Annotated in this window: 15 protein-coding genes and 1 riboswitch; of the genes, 8 read left to right on the top strand and 7 right to left on the bottom strand. The window is 67.3% G+C overall.

Annotated features, from left to right (window positions below; all coding sequences use genetic code 11):
• Positions 1-7 precede the first annotated feature (7 nt).
• From NVV90_RS03580 to NVV90_RS03570, 3 genes are read right to left on the bottom strand one after another with little or no spacing between them, the layout of a single operon-like run.
• Positions 8-1330 carry an MFS transporter gene (locus NVV90_RS03580; RefSeq protein ID WP_258439828.1) on the bottom strand — a complete coding sequence of 441 codons (1323 nt, stop codon included), beginning with the start codon at positions 1328-1330 and terminating at the stop codon, positions 8-10.
• The gene (locus NVV90_RS03575) at positions 1327-4269 is read right to left on the bottom strand and encodes an FAD-binding and (Fe-S)-binding domain-containing protein (protein ID WP_258439827.1); all 2943 of its coding nucleotides are present in this window, start codon (positions 4267-4269) and stop codon (positions 1327-1329) included. The genes NVV90_RS03580 and NVV90_RS03575 overlap by 4 nt, the downstream gene beginning before the upstream one ends.
• Positions 4266-5192: an N-acetylmuramic acid 6-phosphate etherase gene (locus NVV90_RS03570; protein WP_258439826.1), complete on the bottom strand. Its 927-nt coding sequence runs from the start codon at positions 5190-5192 to the stop codon at positions 4266-4268. Before NVV90_RS03570 ends, NVV90_RS03575 begins: the two co-directional genes overlap by 4 nt.
• A 176-nt stretch (positions 5193-5368) precedes the next feature.
• On the opposite strand from NVV90_RS03570, the gene NVV90_RS03565 reads away from it, so the two are divergent.
• Together NVV90_RS03565 and NVV90_RS03560 are read left to right on the top strand one after the other, a co-directional pair.
• Positions 5369-6277 carry a MurR/RpiR family transcriptional regulator gene (locus NVV90_RS03565; RefSeq protein WP_258439825.1) on the top strand — a complete coding sequence of 303 codons (909 nt, stop codon included), beginning with the start codon at positions 5369-5371 and terminating at the stop codon, positions 6275-6277.
• Positions 6278-6372: 95 nt separating this feature from the next.
• Entirely contained in the window at positions 6373-6948 is a 576-nt protein-coding gene (locus tag NVV90_RS03560) for a hypothetical protein (RefSeq protein WP_258439824.1), read from the top strand.
• Here NVV90_RS03560 and NVV90_RS03555 read toward each other — a convergent pair.
• Positions 6921-7862: an EamA family transporter gene (locus tag NVV90_RS03555; RefSeq protein WP_258439823.1), complete on the bottom strand. Its 942-nt coding sequence runs from the start codon at positions 7860-7862 to the stop codon at positions 6921-6923. The two genes, NVV90_RS03560 and NVV90_RS03555, sit on opposite strands and share 28 nt — an antisense overlap.
• Positions 7863-7934: 72 nt before the next feature.
• Between NVV90_RS03555 and NVV90_RS03550 the strand changes: the two genes are divergently transcribed.
• Entirely contained in the window at positions 7935-8849 is a 915-nt protein-coding gene (locus NVV90_RS03550) for a LysR family transcriptional regulator (RefSeq protein WP_258439822.1), read from the top strand.
• 73 nt (positions 8850-8922) lie between these two features.
• Here the strand turns inward: NVV90_RS03550 and NVV90_RS03545 are convergent, their stop codons facing one another.
• Together NVV90_RS03545 and NVV90_RS03540 are read right to left on the bottom strand one after the other, a co-directional pair.
• Positions 8923-9444: a histidine phosphatase family protein gene (locus NVV90_RS03545; RefSeq protein ID WP_258439821.1), complete on the bottom strand. Its 522-nt coding sequence runs from the start codon at positions 9442-9444 to the stop codon at positions 8923-8925.
• Between the two features lie 116 nt (positions 9445-9560).
• Positions 9561-10430 carry a winged helix-turn-helix domain-containing protein gene (locus NVV90_RS03540; RefSeq protein ID WP_258439820.1) on the bottom strand — a complete coding sequence of 290 codons (870 nt, stop codon included), beginning with the start codon at positions 10428-10430 and terminating at the stop codon, positions 9561-9563.
• A 666-nt stretch (positions 10431-11096) separates the two neighbouring features.
• On the opposite strand from NVV90_RS03540, the gene NVV90_RS03535 reads away from it, so the two are divergent.
• The 5 genes from NVV90_RS03535 to NVV90_RS03515 all read left to right on the top strand — a co-directional run bounded on the left by NVV90_RS03535 (position 11097) and on the right by NVV90_RS03515 (position 16204).
• Positions 11097-11837 carry a response regulator transcription factor gene (locus tag NVV90_RS03535; RefSeq protein ID WP_258439819.1) on the top strand — a complete coding sequence of 247 codons (741 nt, stop codon included), beginning with the start codon at positions 11097-11099 and terminating at the stop codon, positions 11835-11837.
• Between the two features lie 10 nt (positions 11838-11847).
• Positions 11848-13347 carry a HAMP domain-containing sensor histidine kinase gene (locus NVV90_RS03530; protein WP_258439818.1) on the top strand — a complete coding sequence of 500 codons (1500 nt, stop codon included), beginning with the start codon at positions 11848-11850 and terminating at the stop codon, positions 13345-13347.
• Positions 13344-14108 carry a class I SAM-dependent methyltransferase gene (locus NVV90_RS03525; protein WP_258439817.1) on the top strand — a complete coding sequence of 255 codons (765 nt, stop codon included), beginning with the start codon at positions 13344-13346 and terminating at the stop codon, positions 14106-14108. Before NVV90_RS03530 ends, NVV90_RS03525 begins: the two co-directional genes overlap by 4 nt.
• A gap of 153 nt (positions 14109-14261) precedes the next feature.
• A riboswitch (cyclic di-AMP (ydaO/yuaA leader) is annotated at positions 14262-14418 on the top strand.
• A gap of 5 nt (positions 14419-14423) precedes the next feature.
• Positions 14424-15200 (top strand): hypothetical protein, encoded by a 777-nt coding sequence (locus NVV90_RS03520; RefSeq protein ID WP_258439816.1) that lies wholly within the window; start codon positions 14424-14426, stop codon positions 15198-15200.
• Positions 15201-15382: 182 nt separating this feature from the next.
• Complete coding sequence (locus NVV90_RS03515; protein WP_258439815.1) at positions 15383-16204, top strand: glycosyltransferase; 822 nt, start codon at positions 15383-15385, stop codon at positions 16202-16204.
• A 36-nt stretch (positions 16205-16240) separates the two neighbouring features.
• Here NVV90_RS03515 and NVV90_RS03510 read toward each other — a convergent pair whose 3' ends face one another.
• Positions 16241-16738, bottom strand: coding sequence for a gluconokinase (locus NVV90_RS03510; RefSeq protein ID WP_258439814.1), 498 nt, complete (start codon positions 16736-16738; stop codon positions 16241-16243).
• Positions 16739-16797: the final 59 nt, after the last annotated feature.

The following is a 16797-nucleotide window of genomic DNA, read 5'->3' as shown; positions in this document are numbered from 1 at the left end:
TGTTCAGTTAGTCGCGGAGGGCGTTCTTGTGGGCAGCGCCGCGCAGCGTGGCGAGCGCGAAGACGCTGACGAAGCAGGTGGCCATCACGTAGTAGGCCGGAATGTCCTTGTTGCCCGTTGCGGCGATGAGCCCGGTGATGATGAGCCCGGCGGATCCGGAGAACACGGCATTGGACAGCGAGTACGCCAGTCCGAGGCCGGTGTAGCGGACCGTGGTGGGGAACATCTCGGACAGCATGGCGGGGCCGGGGCCGGCCAGCATGCCCACGATGGCACCGGCGAGGAAGACGCCTGCTCCCATGAGCCATGGCGAACTGGCCGGATCCTGCAGGATCTTCAGCAGCGGCAGAGCCAGGACGGCGATGAGGATGGCGCCTGCCAGCATCACGGGCCGGCGCCCCCAACGGTCGCTGAGGATGCCGCTGGGAATGATCGACGCGGCAAAGCCGGCGTTGGCGAGCACCGTGGCAATCAGGGCAGCCTGGAAGGTCGCATGGAGGCTCGTCTGCAGGTAGGAGGGAAGCACCACGAGGAACGTGTAGCCCGCTGCGGACCAGCCCATGAGGCGGCCGATCCCCAGCAGGATCGCCTTGGCGGTTTCGGCCTTGCTGGGGTGCACCACCACGACGCCGGGGGTGTGGGCCTTCTCGGCCGCCACGGTGCGCTGGAAGTTGGGCGTCTCCTCGAGCTTCAGCCGCAGGTACAGGGCCACGAGCCCGAGGGGCAGCGCCAGCAGGAACGGGATACGCCAGCCCCAGTCGCCCAGGTCCTTCGCGGTCATCGAGGAGGACAGGAGTGCGGCCACGCCGGCGCCGGCCAGGAGGCCCAGGGCCACGGTGAAGGACTGCCAGGCACCGTACAGGCCGCGCTTCCCGGTGGGTGCGAATTCGGTCATGAGGGAGACTGCTCCGCCGAACTCACCGCCGGCGGACAGACCTTGGAGGATCCGGACGAGCGTCAGCAGGATGGGTGCCATGATGCCCAAGGTTGCGTAGTTCGGGATCACGCCGATGAGGGCGGTGGCCCCTGTCATCAGCAGCAGGACGATGATCAAGGTGGGGCGGCGGCCGATCCGGTCACCGATCCGGCCGAAGATCCAGGCTCCCACCGGACGGAAGAAGAACGCAATCGCGAACGAGGCGTAGGTCTTGATGAGCGCCTCGAAGTCGGAGGCCCCGGCGGTGGTGAAGAAGTTGGCGGAGATGATGGTGGCGAACGAACCGTAGATGCCGAATTCGTACCATTCGATGAAGTTGCCCACCGATCCCGCCACAAGGGCGCGGCGGGCCTGCTTGGCGGGTGGTTGCTGGACGAGGGTGGGAGTGCTCATTGTTGGTCCTCAGGGTTGTTGTTGGGGATGGTCGGGGACCCTGCACGACGCTGCGTCGCCTCGTCCAGGAGTTCCAGGATGTGTCGGTACTGATGGCCGGTGGCCTGGGTCATCCCCAGTTCACAGGTCCGGTTGGTTGATGCGTAGGCAGAGTGCTTGCGCTGGTTGACTTCGGCTGCCTGGACCGCTGTGGCGGCTTCTGTGAGTTCGGGGTGCAGGAGACCCCGGTCGCCGGCGTAGGCGCAGCATCCCCAGCTGGGCGGCACCATGACGTCGTCCGCCAGTGAGTCCGCGATCGCCGTGAGGTCCCCGTTGATGCCCAGCCGGGTGGACGAGCAAGTGGGGTGCAGAGCCAGGGATTCCAGGTGGCGGGTGACCTCAAGGCCGGGCAGCAGCCGCTCCCGCGTGAACCGGACTGCGTCCGTGAACTTCAGCTGCGAATATTCCGAAGGCATGTCCGGCGCCGCTGCCATGTCCCGGAGGGTCTCAAGCCCTTCCGTGCAGGAGGACGCGTCGCAGACGATCGGGAGCCTGCCGTGCCCGCTCGCTTCCCACAGCGCCGGGAGGACCTTGGCCTTCATGACGTCGAAGCCTGCAGAAAAGCCCTTGGATTTCCACGGCGTCCCGCAGCAGAGCTCCCCGATGCCTTCGGGAACAAGCAGTTCGACGCCGGCGCGTCGGGCGAGGTTCCGGAACGCGGCGGTGACGCCTTCCCCGGGACCGCCGCGGCCGTCGTCGGCGGGGCCGAACATGGCACCGATGCACGCGGGGAAGTAGACAGCCTCGGCTGAGCGGCTTTCCGGTGCGGTGGCTTCGGCCTTGGTGTCTGCGGCGGCGGTGCGCTTGCGCCCTCCCTTCGGCAGGACCGCGCCGTACTGCGGTACGTTCTCGGCACCGAGCAGCAGCCGTCCCACGGCGGTGATGGCCTTGACTGCCGGCGCGGGCGCGGCTTTGGCGGCGCTGAGGCCCAGCGAGCCGACGGCGGTGACGGCACCCCAGTGGTTGGCGGCGGCAGTCCAGCCCTTGTCCGCTAGGGAGTTGCGGTTTTCCGCGCGGAGGCGGCGCACCAGATCCCCGGTGTTGATCAGCACCGGGCAGGCGCTCTGGCACATACCGTCCGCGGCGCAGCTCTGGAGACCGTCGTACTCGTAGTCCTGGCGCAGGCGTGCGGCAAGGGCGTGGTCGCCCCGTTGTTCGGCGACGGCGATTTCCCGGCGGATAACGATCCGCTGCCGGGGCGTCATGGTCAGGTCCTTGCTGGGGCACACCGGCTCGCAGTAGCCGCACTCGACGCAACGGTCCACTTCTTCCTCGACCTCCGGGGCGGTCTTCAGGTGGTCCAGGTAGGACCGGGGGTTCTCGGAGAGAACGACGCCGGGATTCAGCAGCCCTGCCGGGTCCACCAGCCGCTTGAGTTCGGCCATGACCTCGTAGAGCTCCTGGCCGTATTGCCGTGCGACGAACGGCGCCATGATCCGGCCGGTTCCGTGCTCGGCCTTGAGCGTGCCGTGCCTGCCAAGGACCAGGTCCACCATGTCCTCGGTGAAGGCCTCGTAGCGGTCCAGCTGGGCGGGGTCGTCGAACCGTTCGGTCAGCATGAAGTGGATGTTGCCGTCCTTGGCGTGGCCGAAGATGACGCTGTCCTGGTAGCCGTGGCGGTCAAAAAGGCCAAGCAGTTCCTCGCAGGTGTCCGCCAAGGCAGGCACCGGCACCGCAATGTCCTCCAGCAACGCGTTCGTCCCGGGCGGGCGGTTGCCGGCCACGGTGGTGTACAGGCCTTTGCGGATGTGCCACAGTGCGGCGCGTTCGCCGGGGTTGCTGGACAGTTCGAACGGAGCGGCCAGGTCCAGCGAGGCGAACAGCTCCTGGCTCATCGCCGCCTTGTGCTGCAGTTCTTCCGCCGTGGCGCCCTGGTGCTCCACCAGCAGGGCCGCATGGCGCTGGACGTGCAGCCCTGCCAGCGCAGCCGGCGTGCCGGCCTGGCGCTGGGCCACTTTGAGCGATGCGGCGTCCATCAGTTCCACCGTGGACAGCCCCGAGGCGACCAGCGCCGGCAGGGCGGAGGCGGCCGCATTCAGCGAAGGGAACATCATCAGGCCGGTGGCGGCATGCTGCAGCGACGCGACAGTGCGGAACGTGGCCTGCGCAATGAAGCCGAGCGTGCCCTCGGAGCCGACCATGAGGTGCTCCAGGATCTTGACCGGGGACTCGAAGTCGAGGAAGGCGTTGAGGCCGTAGCCCATGGTGTTCTTCATGGAGAACTGATGCTCGAGTGTCCGCACGGAATCCGGGTTGAATGTCACCCTGCGGCGCAACCTGAGCAGCCCTTCGTGCAGGGCAGGTTCCTTGGCGCGCAGGTGCCGGTCCGCAGCGGGGTCGGCGGTGTCGATCACCGTGCCCGAGGCCAGGACGAACACCAGGGAGTCAAGGGTGCGGTACGTGTTGAACTCGGTGCCGCAGGACATCCCCGAGGAGTTGTTGGCAACCACGCCGCCAATGGTGCACGCGCCCTCGCTGGCGGGATCGGGGCCAAGCTTGCGCCCGAGCTGGGCAAGCGTCGCGTTGACGCTCCGCACGGTGGCGCCGGGACCCACCCGGACCCGGGCGCCGTCGTCGAGCACTTCGACGGAACGGAAGTGCTTCCGCACGTCCACCAGCAGGCCGTCCGTGACGGCTTGCCCGCTCAGTGACGTCCCGCCGGACCGGAAGACCAGGGGCAGTTTGGCGGAGGCAGCCTGTGCCATGATCCGCCCCACCTCGGCAGGGTCCACCGGAGCGACGACGGCCTCCGGCGCCAGGAGGTAGTGGGAGGCGTCGTGCGCCAGCGCAAGGCGGTCCAGGTCCCGGATGGAGTACCCGGAAAAGCCGCTGAGTTCCGGATGCCGGTGCGCCGCTTCTCGGTCCCGACGGCGGGTCCTGCCCATCGTTTTCAGCGTCATCGGGCGAGGGCGTCTGTTGCGTTGCGGACGTTTCCGCCGGCTGCCTCGACGGCGTCGCGCGCCTGGGCCGGGGTGGCGCCTGAGAGCAGGACCGCGAGGGCAACCTTCAGTTCGCCGCCGGCGGATTCGAGTGTCTCCCGGCAGCGCTCCTCGGCGTCGCCGGTGGCCTCCATCAGGATCCTGACGGTGCGGGCCCGGAGCTTTTCGTTGGTGGCCACCATGGAAACCATGAGGTTTGACCACGTTTTGCCGAGCCTGATCATGAGGGCCGTGGAAAAGCCGTTGAGCATAAGCTTCTGCGCCGTGCCGGCCTTGAGCCTGGTTGACCCGGCCAGCGCCTCGGGGCCCGTGTCCGCGGCCAGCACGAAGTCGGCAAGAGGGCCGAGCTTCGGTGCTGATGCGCAGGCAATCAGCGCTGTGACGGCACCGCGCTCGCGGCCCGCCGTGAGTGCTCCGCCGACGTAGGGCGTGCGGCCCGAGGCTGCGATGCCGATGACCACGTCTCCCGGGCGCACGTCGGCGGCTGCCGATGTTCCTGCGTCCCAGGAGTCCTCGATGTTTTCCACTGCCCTGATCAGCGCGTCGGTTCCGCCTGCGTGGTGGGCAATGACGACGCCGTCGGGAAGGTTGAAGGTGGGCATCAGTTCGGCAGCATCAAGAACCCCAAGCCGTCCCGAGGTCCCGGCACCGAAGTAGTGGACCCGGCCGCCGTTCCGCACGGATTCGGCCGCCGCGTCAACGAGCTCCGCCATGCGGGGAAGGATCCTGCGGACTGCGGCCGGAGCCAGGCTGTCTTCGTCGTTGAGTGCTTCCAGGATTTCCACGGTGCTGCGCTGATCCAGGCCAATGGTCCTGTCGTTGCGCGCCTCGGTGCTGATGTCCAGCCACGCCGAATCTTCCCGGCCGTGCGGTTCCGTGCCCATCGATGTCCCTAACTGTTGGTTCTGTGATGTACCTGACATCGAAGATAGGGTCGAAACCAGACTCATGTCAATGATTTACACAGATTCTCCATTTTAGGTAAGATATATACGCATCGGGGGATCGCCTGGACGCGATACCGTGTTACGTGATCACGCGATCGCAGGAGGAGGATCCTTTGGAACAGGCAAGGAACGGGGAATCGTCAAGGACGGTACTGGTCAGGATCCGTTCCGTCCTGCCGGCACTGCGACCGTCCGAACGCGCCATCGCGGACGTGGTCCTTGCGGAGCCTTCTCGCGTGGCCGCGATGTCCATCGGGGACGTCGCCGAACTGTGCGGCACGTCCACCACATCGGTGGTGCGGTTCTACAAGAAAATCGGCTACAGCGGCTACTCCGATTTTCGCCTCGACCTGGCGAGGGAAACCGCGCGTGAGAGCCTGGCCAACAACGTTCCCGCGGAAGTCTACGAAGACATCGACCAGTCAGACTCCCTTCAGGATGTGGTGTCCAAGATCGCCTTCAACGAGACCATGTCGATCGCCGACACCGCCCAAATGCTGGACATCGTCAGGCTGTCCGAGGCCGTGGCCGCGCTCTCGAACGCACGCAAGACGGACATCTTCGGTGTGGGGGCAGGGGCCCTTGTCGCGCAGGACATGCAGCAGAAGCTGCACCGGATCGGCAAGGTGTCGTTCAGCTGGTCCGAGGCCCACGCGGCCTGGACCTCCGCGGCGCTTCTCGACCCCACGTGCGTGTCGGTGGCCATTTCGCACTCGGGGACCACCATGGACACTGTCGAATTCGTGAACATCGCCAAAGAGGCAGGCGCCGTCACCATCGCCATCACCAACCATGCCGATTCGCCGCTGGGCAGGGCGGCCGACATCGTGCTCAGCACCGCGGCCCGGGAGTCTCCCTTCCGGCCGGGCGCCCTGGGCAGCCGCATTGCCCAGATGATGGTGATCGACTGCCTGTTCGTAGGCGTCGCGCAGCGCTCCTACGATGCGTCAATCGATGCCCTGCGGAAGACCCATGCGGTCATACGGTCCCGCAGGCTGCCCTCGAACGCCCCGGCCAAGTAGGCCCCGGGGACGCCGGTACGGAACTGCAACGTGCCGGTGGGCGCCCGACGGCGCGGCGGGGCGCGTGGTCGGGGATGATTAACCTCATGCGTCACATGGGAAACAGCGGGAAGCTTGCGGTGGTGGCCGCCGTCGTGTCCCTCGGGCTGCTCGCCTTGACCGCCGCGGTGCTTGAGGAAGCGCTCCTTTACCTTTTCCTGGCCTCGCTGCTGACGTGCTACCTGGCGTCCGTGGTCCAGGTGTTCAACCGGCGGCGCTACCTGACCGTGGTGGCCGGCGCTGCGGGGACCAGCCTGTTCATCGGCTTCTCGATAGCGTTCCTGCGCATGTGGGGCCTCGCGTTCAACCAGGACCCCGATGCCTTCGGCACCGCCGTGAGCAGCCGGGACTCGGACGTCTACTTCTACCTCGCGGTGGTGGCCGGCTGCGGTACGCTGCTGCTCCTCTTTGCGGGGGCGGTGCTGCCGGGCCGCTCACCACGTACGACGGCGGTGCGGCGCCCGGCCGGGTCCGCCAAGCGGCCGCCTGCCCGTACGGCACAGCGCCCGGCGCCGCGCACTGCAGCGTCAGCCGCCAAACGGCCGGTACCGCGGAAGCCGGCGGCGCCCCGGGCACCCGCGAAGCGTCCGGCGTCGGGGTCTGCTCAGCGCAAGGCCGCCCCGAAACGCTGAGGCTCCAGCTTCCCGGCCGGTCCGGACGCCGGCGGACCGGAGGCTGCCCGCCGCTGCAGCACCGCGGTGGCCACGCCGGCCAGCAGCAGGAGCCCGCCGGCCAGTTCACCTATCGAGGGAACCTCCTGCAGCATGAGCCACGCGGCCGTCATGCCCACCACCGGGACCAGGAGCGTGAAGGGCACCACGTCCGAGCTCGGGTACAGGCCCAGCAGCCGGTTCCAGATGCCGTAGCCCACCAACGACGCGAACACGGCCGTGTAGAGCGCGCTCAGCAGGGTGGCCGGCTGAAGATCGCCGAGGCTTGCCAGGACAGTGTCCGGACCGTCCACCAGCAGCGAGAGCCCGGCGAGCGGCAGCGGGACCACGGCCCCGGACCAGACCACCAGCCCCAGCCCGGAGGCCGCTTTGGCCTTGCGGGCGATGATGTTTCCCGTGGCCCAGGACAGCGCTGCCGCCAGGACGATCAGCAGGGGCAGGACGGGCGCCACGGCACTGCGGCCGACGGCAACCACGGCAAGGCCCGCCACCCCCAGCACCACGCCCAGCAGCTGGCGGCGGCTCGGCTTCTCGCCGAGGAACCTCGCCGCGAGCAGCACCGTCAACAGCACCTGGGCCTGCAAAACCAGGGATGCGAGGCCCGCCGGCATGCCCAGCGCCATGCCCAGGTAGAGCAGGCCGAACTGCCCCGCGCTCATGAAGAGCCCGACGCCGATGATCGCCTTCCAGCCGACGTCCGGTTTGCGGATGAAGAAGATGAACGGGAACACCACGAGCACGAAGCGCATGGCCACGAACAGCAGGGGCGGAACTTCCCGGCCACCGCCGGGGTGCAGGCCGAAGTCGATGGCGACGAAGTTGAGGCCCCAGAGGACGGCGACCAGGACGGCGAGGGCGGAGTGGCGAAGGTTCACGGTTCCACTGTGCCAGCGGGGGGAATGAAGCACCAGCGTTGAATTGTTTGGGTAACCATGTAGATTTGCTTCATGATCGATATTTCCGCGTTGCGTGCCCTGGTGGCCGTGGAGCTGCATGGCTCCGTGGTGGCGGCTTCCGAGGCCATGGGATTCAGCCCATCGGCGGTCTCGCAGCAGATCAAGAAGCTTGAGAAGCAGACGGGCATGTCCGTTCTGGAGCGCAATGGCCGTGGCGTGCTGCTGACCGAGCGCGGCATTGCCCTGGCCGGCTACGGGCGGCGGATCATGGGCGAGCTGGAGGAACTCCAGGCCACGCTGCTGGCCGATCCCTCCGCGCCGTCCGGGCTGCTGCGGTTGGTGGCCTTTTCCACGGCCTGCCGCGGGCTGGTGGGTCCCATGCTGGGCCGGATGGCGGCCACGGCATCGGCGGTCCGCGTCACCGTGCTGGCCGAGGATCCGCGTGAGGCCGTGCAGCGGGTGGCGTCCGGCGAGGCCGAGCTGGCCGTGGTGCACAACTGGAATTCGGTGCCGCTGGTGATCCCGGAGAACCTGGTCCACGAGGAACTCTGCCTGGACACGGCGGATGTGCTGCTCAACAGCGGGCATGACCTGGCCGGGCGGGCCTCCGTGAAGCGCGAAGACCTGGTGGACGAGCCCTGGATCAGCACGCCGGCCGGGGCCATCTGCAACGAGGCGTTGATGCAGATCTTCGCCGGCCTGGGGCGCGTGCCGGACATCCGCATCTATGATCCCGATTTCTCCACGCACATCGCCATGGTGCAGCAGGGCGTGGCCGTGGCTCTGGTGCCGCGGCTCGGCCGGCCTCCGCTGCCGGACGGCGTGGTGGCCGTGCCCGTGGTGAACGCCCCGCAGCAGCGCGCGGTGGGCATCGTGTACCGGAAGACCATGACGGCCAGCCCCAACATCAGGCACGCCGTTCAGCTCCTGCGGGAGGTTGCCGCGGGGCTGGAGCAGCCCAACTGAGTAGCAGTATCTGTCGTTTTGAGCTCTCATAACGACACATAGCGCTACCTAGTTGGGGGCCGGTCCACGACTCCTAGCGGGGCACCTTGAAGTGGGTGAGCTTGGCGTCCTGGCCGTCCAGCTCGGCCCACGGCTTGTCGATCTCCATGACCGTCAGCGCACTGGTGGGGTACCGCGTGGCGGCGTCCATGTAGGCGTCGTGGTCCGAATCGCGCGAGGCCAGGTGCATGGCAAGGTCCTGCACGCCGGGCATGTGGGCGAAGATCATCAGCGTGGTGACAGTATCCGGCACATGGTTGATGACGGTCAGCATGCGCTGCGCGGAGGCGGCATACAAGCCGTCCTCAAGTTTGGGCGTCGGGGCCTTCTCGCCCAGTTCACTGCACACCCAGGTGCAGGTCTGCCGGGTCCGCAGCGCGGACGAGCACAGGATGAAGTCAGGGACCACATGGTGCTTTAGCAGCCACTTCCCGGCCAGCGGAGCCTCCCGGTGGCCGCGTTCCGCCAACGGCCGGTCATGGTCCGGCACCCCCATGGGCCAGTCCGACTTGGCATGCCGCATGATCACCAGACGCTTGATGTGATGGTCGCTCATCCCCCAACCATAGCGCCGCAACCCCCAGCCGCGGAGGCACATGCTCACCGGCCCCGAACGCGCGAAAGCGCCCGCTCCCCAGGAGGGGGAACAGGCGCCTTCGTGCGTAGTTGGAGCTAGATCGAGTATTCCGGAGCAGCCCAGACGATGACCTCGGGGTGCTCGTAGAAGCGGTAGCCCTGGCCACGCACCGTGCGTACGGTGTTCGCCAGTCGGCCCAGCTTGGAGCGAAGGCGGCGGATGTGGACGTCGATGGTGCGCTCGTTCGGCACTTCCTCGGCGTTGCGCCACAGACCCTCGAGCAGTTCGTCGCGGCCCACGGTGCGCGTGCCGTTTTCGACGAGGTAGTTGAGGAGCTCGAATTCCTTGAACGTGAGGTTCAGGGATTCGCCGTCCAGGTGCACCTCACGGCGGGCGAGGTCGATCAGCACGCCGGAGGGGCGGGCATCCTGCTGCTGTGCCGGGCGGGCCGGTTCGGTGCGCTGGCGGGCGGCCACGGTGGGGTCGCCGAAGGTGGAACGGACGACGTCGAGCGCGGAACCGGGCGCTCCGGCCGGCGCGACGGCGACGGCGGCATAGCTCTCGGCACCCGTCACGAGCGACTGGGCGTAGGCGCGGATCTCCTGGGCGAGCTTGGCGATCGAGGTGCCGGCAGCCGCCGCGGTTTCCTCGTCAATGCCCATGTAGAGGACAAAACCACGGGCCACGTTTTCGTTGGGCACGGGGCGAAGGGCACGGTCGGCCGGGGCCACGACGGGCGTGGGAGCCGTCATCGGTGCGGCCTCGTTCGCCGGCACGGCACGCAACTGGCCGTACGAGTTGGGGTTGTAGCCCTGGGGAACATAGCCGGGCGCCTGCTGGCCGTTGGCCTGGCTCGGCTGGGCGTACGCCGGGCGGTTGCCGAAGCCGGGACGGAGCCCTGCGTTGGAGGCGGCCTTGTTGGCGTTTCGAACGGAGATGTGGACGTATCCGGATGCAACTGACATGGATTGCTTACCTCAAAGTGAATAGCCGTCATCGCGGCTTCGAATGCTGGTTGTCCCCGCAATGAGTTTGGGGATGGGCGCCCAACGGCGGGCTAGGGGCGAATGCCTGAAACTTTTTGGGGTGGAAAGTTAGGCTTGCATTCGACAACGGCACATCTGGTCACCGGCGGGTGCGCTGGGCCTGACTTCTGCGGCTGCAGGTGCTGTTGAGTTCTTGTTCACATTGGAAGTGTGCAACGTAACAATGGCAACTTGCAAGTAACAATAGGCCAAAACGTCCACATTCTGAGACGTTCAGCACTATTGTGCTGCAGATCACAATTTGATCGTGACGAACGATGACCGGATGGAGTTCGGCAAATGGGGCCAATTTGGGCCATGAGATGAACATTCTTCGCCTCATACAGCATGATGGCCCATCCGGTTCGAAGCTTTGCTTTAATCTCGAATCCCAAAATCTGAAACAGATGCTGCCTAATCTCAAGCCCGGATCGGGTAAGGTTTGGCGGCAAATTTCTGCTACAAGGCGTAGAAGTGGGACCGGGGCGGGGGGTTTGAGCAGGCTGGCCCCTCGGCGCGGCCCCTCCGCGTGGCTAGGCTGGAACTCACAGCGCACTCACAGTTTCGGCAAAGCACCGGTTAACCGGCAGATCGGAGAGTTGTCCCATGGCATCCTCGCACTCCGTGACCAACAACCTTCCCCAGCTGACCCACCCGGACGGCTCCCCCATCCGCGCCCTGGTGGTGGATGACGAACCCAGCCTTGCCGAGCTCATGAGCATGGGCCTGCGCATGGCCGGCTGGTCCGTGGCCGTGGCCGGCGACGGCCCCGCCGCCGTCAAGCTCGCCAAGGACTTCCGCCCCGACGTGCTGGTGCTGGACGTGATGCTGCCAGGGTTCGACGGCGTGGAGCTGCTGGGCAGGATCCGCGCCTTTGCGCCGGAGGTGCCTGCGCTGTTCCTCACCGCAAAGGACGACGTGCAGGACCGCATCACAGGCCTGGCCGCCGGAGGGGACGACTACGTGACCAAGCCGTTCAGCATGGAGGAAGTCCTGCTGCGCCTGCACCGCCTGGTCCAGCGCTCCGGCGTGGCCGCGATGGACACGGCCGAGTTGGTGGTGGGCGACCTGACCCTGAACGTGGACACCCGCGAGGTCACGCGTGGCGGCGAGGACATCCCGCTGACGGCCACCCAGTTCGAGCTGCTGCGCTACCTCATGGAAAACCCCAAGCGCGTGGTCAGCAAGGCCCAGATCCTGGACCGCGTGTGGGACTACGACTTCGGCGGGCAGGCCAACATCGTGGAGCTCTACATCTCCTACCTGCGCAAGAAGATCGAAGCCAACCACCCGCCCATGATCCACACCGTGCGCGGCGCCGGCTACGTCATCAAGCCCGCCGACTAGGCCGGGCCGCATGTCCACACTCTCCGGCGTGCCCCGCCCTGATGGCCCGCGCTGGCTGAACCCGTCCACCTGGCACCTGCGCACGCGTCTGGTGCTTGTGGCCATGGCCCTGCTCGTGGCGATCTGCGGGGCCATCGGCCTCTTCAGCTATGCCTCGATGGATTCGTTCCTCACGCGCCAACTCGACGACCGGTTGTCGCAGCAATCGAGACTCTCCACGGCCTTCGGCAGGCCGCCGTCGGGCAATCCCACAGGCCGGCCAGACCCCCTGGACGCGAAAGGCCAGGGTGTGGGCACGCTCAGCGCCCGGATCCTCGGTTCCGCCGTCAGCAGTGCAGGGTTCATCGACTCGGACGGCACCCGGGCCACGCTCTCCGCCGAGGACAAGCAGGTCCTGCTCGAGCTCCCGCGCGACAACCGGCCGGCGGACCGGACGCTGTCCAACGGCGACTACCGCCTGGTGGCCACCGAAACCCCGTACGGCGACGTCATTGTGACCGGGCTGCCGCTGGCCGACAAACAAAGCACCGAGGCCTCGCTGGTCTGGACCATGGTGTTCGTTTCCCTGGGCGGGCTGGTGCTGATCGGGCTCGCCGGGACCGTCATCATCCGGCGGACCATGCGGCCGCTGGAACAGCTGTCCGAGGTGGCCACCAAGGTGTCCCGCTTGCCGCTCGACGCCGGTGAGGTGGCACTCGCGGTGCGCGTTCCGGCGAAGGCGGCCCACCCGGGCACGGAGGTCGGCAGCGTGGGCCATGCCCTGAACCTGATGCTCAACAACGTCTCCAACGCGCTCGAGGCCCGGCAGCAAAGCGAGACGAAGGTGCGCCAGTTCGTCGCCGATGCCTCCCACGAGTTGCGCACCCCGCTGACTGCCATCCGCGGCTACACCGAGTTGCTGCGCATGACGGAGACGTTCACCGATGACGGACGGAAGTCGCTGGCACGCGTCCAGAGCCAGTCCGAGCGCATGACCGCCCTGGTGGAGGACCTGCTGCTGCTGGCCCGCCTGGACGAGGGGCAGCCGCTCAAGCTGGCGGAGGTGGACCTCACACAGCTGGTCATCGAGACCGTCAGCGACGAGAAAGTCATGGCCCCGGAGCATGTGTGGCAGCTCAACCTCCCGGACGAGCCCGTGACCGTCCGCGGCGACGCCAAGCAGCTGCACCAGGTCCTGGCGAACCTGCTGTCCAACGCACGCAAGCACACCGAGGCCGGCACCACGGTGGTCACCGGCGTCATGCTCTCGGCCGACGGCAGCGCCGTGGTCACCGTGACGGACAACGGGCCCGGCATTCCGGCGGAGTTCCAGGGCCGGATCTTCTCCCGCTTCGCCCGCGCCGACGCCGCGAGGTCGGGTTCCGAGGGGACGTCCGGGCTGGGCCTGTCGATCGTGGAGTCGATCGTGCACGCCCATGGCGGCAGCGTAGAAGTGACGTCCCGGCCGGGCCGGACAGAGTTCGCGCTCAGGCTGCCGGTGGCAAAGGCCGACGGCGGTCCGCGCCAATGAGTCGACGGACGGGGCAGGGCAGCAGAGCCCTGCTCCACGACGAGGTCCGTCCTCCGTGGAGACAGGACGTCGTTTCCTGGCTGCTGGGCTCGCCCGCGCCCGGAGAGCGCCTTTCCGTCCTGGACCTCGGCGCTGGGACAGGGCTGGGAAGCCGGACGATCGCGGCCCTGGGCCACACCGTAACTGCCATGGATACCGCGGAGGACATGCTTTCTGTGCTTGAAGCAGCGAGTCTTGGGCTTCCACCCGACATCGCCGGCCGCATCACGGCACGCCTCGGCTCGGCCGAACGTTTGCCTTTGGACGACCGCACCTTTGACGCCGTCGTCTGTCTTCAGGCCTGGCATTGGGTGGACCCGGCGTCAGCCGTCGCCGAATGCGACAGGGTCCTGGTTCCCGGAGGCATGGTCGGCCTGGCGTGGCACACTTGGGACCGATCCAAGGCCTGGGTACGGGACCTGGCCGCAATCGTGGAACCCGGCGGTGCCGCAAGGGATCAGACTGCTTCTGTTCCTTCGGCATTTGCCGGCCGTGGAGGCTTTGAACGCCGGCGATTCCCGTTCGACTACGAGCTGAATGTGGATCAACTGGTGCAGCTCGCCAGTTCCTGGACGTTCGTCTCCCAACGGCCTGAGCGGCAGGCCATCCTTGCGGAAGTCAGGCTATTGGGCGCCAAGGCTGCTTCGCCCCACACAGGGCTCCTCGCTTTCCCCCACGTCACGGACTGCTACCGCTTGCAGCGCCGGGCGACGGATCGGTGATGGGCGACGTTCGGCAACGGATTGCGCAAGGCGACGCACCGCCGTCGTGATCTCCGTTACCTAAATGTGACTTAAGAGGAAGGCTCCTGTACCGTCGAATGGGTGAGCCGACCGTTCCGGCGCACCTCCGGGCAGCCGCCGAGCTCTGCCACTGCCCGGATTCCGCTACTTCAAGGCAGAGACGGGGGACCCAGAGTCTCCGGGCCATTGCTTCCATACAGGCCCTAGGGGTGAAGCCGCAACGCCACGCGTGCGGCCGGATGACCTCATCCGAATCCGACAGCTAACTCCGCAGGCGCCGAGAGGTATACACCCATGTCTTCCAAGGATCAGTCGCGCCCTGAAGCGCGCCACCGCGGCGAAAACGCCGCCCCTCTGAGCAAGTCCCAGGCCGTTCTGAAGAACGCCGCCCGCGGCGGCAAGACCCAGCGCATGTCCGTGGTGGCAGGCGTCGTGGCCGCCCTGCTGGGCGCCGCATCCGTCGGCCAGGCCGCCGATGCAGCCTTCAAGGCCCCGGAGATCAGCCGCGTCTCGGCAACCCAGGCAACCGCGCAGGCGAACGTCTCGGGCCTCGACACCGAAATGGCCATCCTCAAGAAGGCTGCCGCCGAGAAGGCAGCAGCCGACAAGTCAGCAGCAGCGAAGGCCGCGGCGGACAAAGCCGCAGCTGACAAGGCTGCCGCCGAGAAGGCAGCGGCCGACGCCGCCGCGAAGCAGGCCGCCGACGCCGCTGCTGCCGCGGCTGCCGCAGCAGCAGCCGAGGCCGCCGTTCCGGTCGCCGTCGATGACCCCGCAGCCGCCAAGGCCTACGCCGCCAGCCAGCTGGCATCCTACGGCTGGGGCCAGGACCAGATGTCCGCCCTGAACATCCTCTGGGAAAAGGAATCCAACTGGCGCACCACGGCCACGAACGCTTCCAGCGGCGCCTACGGCATCGTGCAGTCCCTGCCCGCGTCCAAGATGGCTTCCGCCGGCGCCGACTGGGAAACCAACTACAAGACCCAGATCAAGTGGGGCCTGGACTACATCAAGGAGCGCTATGGCTCCCCCGCAGCCGCGCTGAGCTTCCACTACGCCAACAACTGGTACTAGGCCGGGCCCGCTGCGCACTGACTTTGGAAGGCCCGTTCGCTGGGGGAACGGGCCTTCCTGCATGTCCCGGCCCGGTTGATCCGGCAGGCGCCGGCACACCGACACAGGCCCCGGCGCAGATCCACAGTCACGGCACAGCTTGCGCCTAAATCCCGCTAATCTGGCGGCGTCACGCTGGATTCATGACTATCACAGACCACGCCCCGCGCACGGTGCCTGCACCCGTGGACACCCGCTCCGTGGTGCCCGTCCTGGATGTCATCATTCCCGTGTGCAATGATGCGAACCGTCTTGAGGCGTGCCTGCGGCAGCTCCACGGGCACCTGCTCGGCACCTTCCCGCACAGCTTCCGCATCACCGTGGCGGACATCGCCAGCACGGACCGCACCTTGACGGTTGCCGAACGCCTGGCACGGGAACTCCCTGAAGTCTCCGTGGTGCGCTTCGAGGAAACGGGCCGCGGCAACGCGCTGCGCCGGGTCTGGTTCGCCTCCCCCTCGCCTGTCCTGGCCTACCTGGACGTGGCACTGTCCACGGACCTCGCCGCGCTGGCGCCTTTGGTGGCACCACTGCTCTCCGGCCATTCGGAGGTGGCCATCGGCACGCGGCTGGCCCGCAGTTCCCGCGTGGTCCGCAGCCGCAAGAACAAGCTCATCTCCCGCAGCTACAAGCTGCTCTTGAGCTTGCTCATGGGCGCCCGATTCTCCGATGCCCAGTGCACCTTCAAGGCAATTCGCGGCGACGTCGCCCGCTGCATTCTGCCGCACACCGTGGACAACGCGTGGTTCTTCGACACGGAACTGCTGGTGCTGGCCGAGCGCTGCGGCCTGCGGCTGCACGAGGTTCCGGTCGACTGGACGGACGACTCCGACGTCGACGTCGTCCGCACCGCTGTGGCGGACCTGCGCGGCATGGTGCGGCTCACCCGGGATCTGCTCACCGGCCGCATTCCCGTCCCGGAGCTCCGCGCGGCACTGGCCCGCGGCCCGCTCCGCCCCGCTTAGCTTCCGGTTTAGCTTCCGCAGCGGGCGGACGCGGACTCAGTTGCCTGCCAGTCTTACGACGAGCTGATCAACGATGACGTCCGGCTCCGCGCTGATGTCCACGGCGATGAAGGCTTCGTCGGATTCGGGGGCTTCGAGCGTCGCCAGTTGGGACTGCAGGAGGCTGCTGGGCATGTATTCGTGGCTACGTCCGTTGATCCGCTCGGAAAGAACCGCGGGGTCACCCGAGAGGTAAACGAATACCAGGCCGGGCGCGTAGCTGCGGAGAAGGTCCCGGTACCGGCGCTTCAAGGCAGAACACGCGATGATGGCCGATCCGTCAGCGAGGGCCCGCCCGATTTCGGCGAGCCAAGGCAGTCTGTCCTCGTCCTCAAGGGGGATGCCGTTCGCCATCTTCGCCTTGTTCGCGGTCGGATGGTAGTCGTCCCCGTCGGCAAACGGGATGCCCAGCCGTTCGCCGAGCATCCCTCCGATGGTGGACTTGCCGCAGCCCGAGACGCCCATGACTACGAGTGGCGGGAGTTTGTTGTCCATTTTCGTTCTTGTCCTTGCTTGTTGCGCCGCAGGCCGCGCCCGCAGGCGCCGAAGCCACA

This window comes from Arthrobacter sp. CJ23, assembly GCF_024741795.1.
In the GTDB taxonomy this organism is placed as follows: Bacteria; Actinomycetota; Actinomycetes; order Actinomycetales; family Micrococcaceae; genus Arthrobacter.
The sequence above is the reverse complement of the archived record's forward strand: the minus strand, read 5'-3'. Positions and strand labels throughout refer to the sequence as shown.

Bases quoted from the DNA above. Each gene is read 5' to 3' on its own strand.
- NVV90_RS03550 (WP_258439822.1), top strand. From the start codon at position 7,935: ATGATCGATATTTCCGCGTTGCGTGCCCTGGTGGCCGTGGAGCTGCAT.
- NVV90_RS03535 (WP_258439819.1), top strand. From the start codon at position 11,097: ATGGCATCCTCGCACTCCGTGACCAACAACCTTCCCCAGCTGACCCAC.
- NVV90_RS03545 (WP_258439821.1), bottom strand. From the start codon at position 9,444: ATGAGCGACCATCACATCAAGCGTCTGGTGATCATGCGGCATGCCAAG.
- NVV90_RS03525 (WP_258439817.1), top strand. From the start codon at position 13,344: ATGAGTCGACGGACGGGGCAGGGCAGCAGAGCCCTGCTCCACGACGAG.
- NVV90_RS03570 (WP_258439826.1), bottom strand. From the start codon at position 5,192: ATGGGCACGGAACCGCACGGCCGGGAAGATTCGGCGTGGCTGGACATC.
- NVV90_RS03515 (WP_258439815.1), top strand. From the start codon at position 15,383: ATGACTATCACAGACCACGCCCCGCGCACGGTGCCTGCACCCGTGGAC.
- NVV90_RS03540 (WP_258439820.1), bottom strand. From the start codon at position 10,430: ATGTCAGTTGCATCCGGATACGTCCACATCTCCGTTCGAAACGCCAAC.
- NVV90_RS03560 (WP_258439824.1), top strand. From the start codon at position 6,373: ATGGGAAACAGCGGGAAGCTTGCGGTGGTGGCCGCCGTCGTGTCCCTC.
- NVV90_RS03510 (WP_258439814.1), bottom strand. From the start codon at position 16,738: ATGGACAACAAACTCCCGCCACTCGTAGTCATGGGCGTCTCGGGCTGC.
- NVV90_RS03575 (WP_258439827.1), bottom strand. From the start codon at position 4,269: ATGACGCTGAAAACGATGGGCAGGACCCGCCGTCGGGACCGAGAAGCG.
- NVV90_RS03520 (WP_258439816.1), top strand. From the start codon at position 14,424: ATGTCTTCCAAGGATCAGTCGCGCCCTGAAGCGCGCCACCGCGGCGAA.
- NVV90_RS03580 (WP_258439828.1), bottom strand. From the start codon at position 1,330: ATGAGCACTCCCACCCTCGTCCAGCAACCACCCGCCAAGCAGGCCCGC.
- NVV90_RS03530 (WP_258439818.1), top strand. From the start codon at position 11,848: ATGTCCACACTCTCCGGCGTGCCCCGCCCTGATGGCCCGCGCTGGCTG.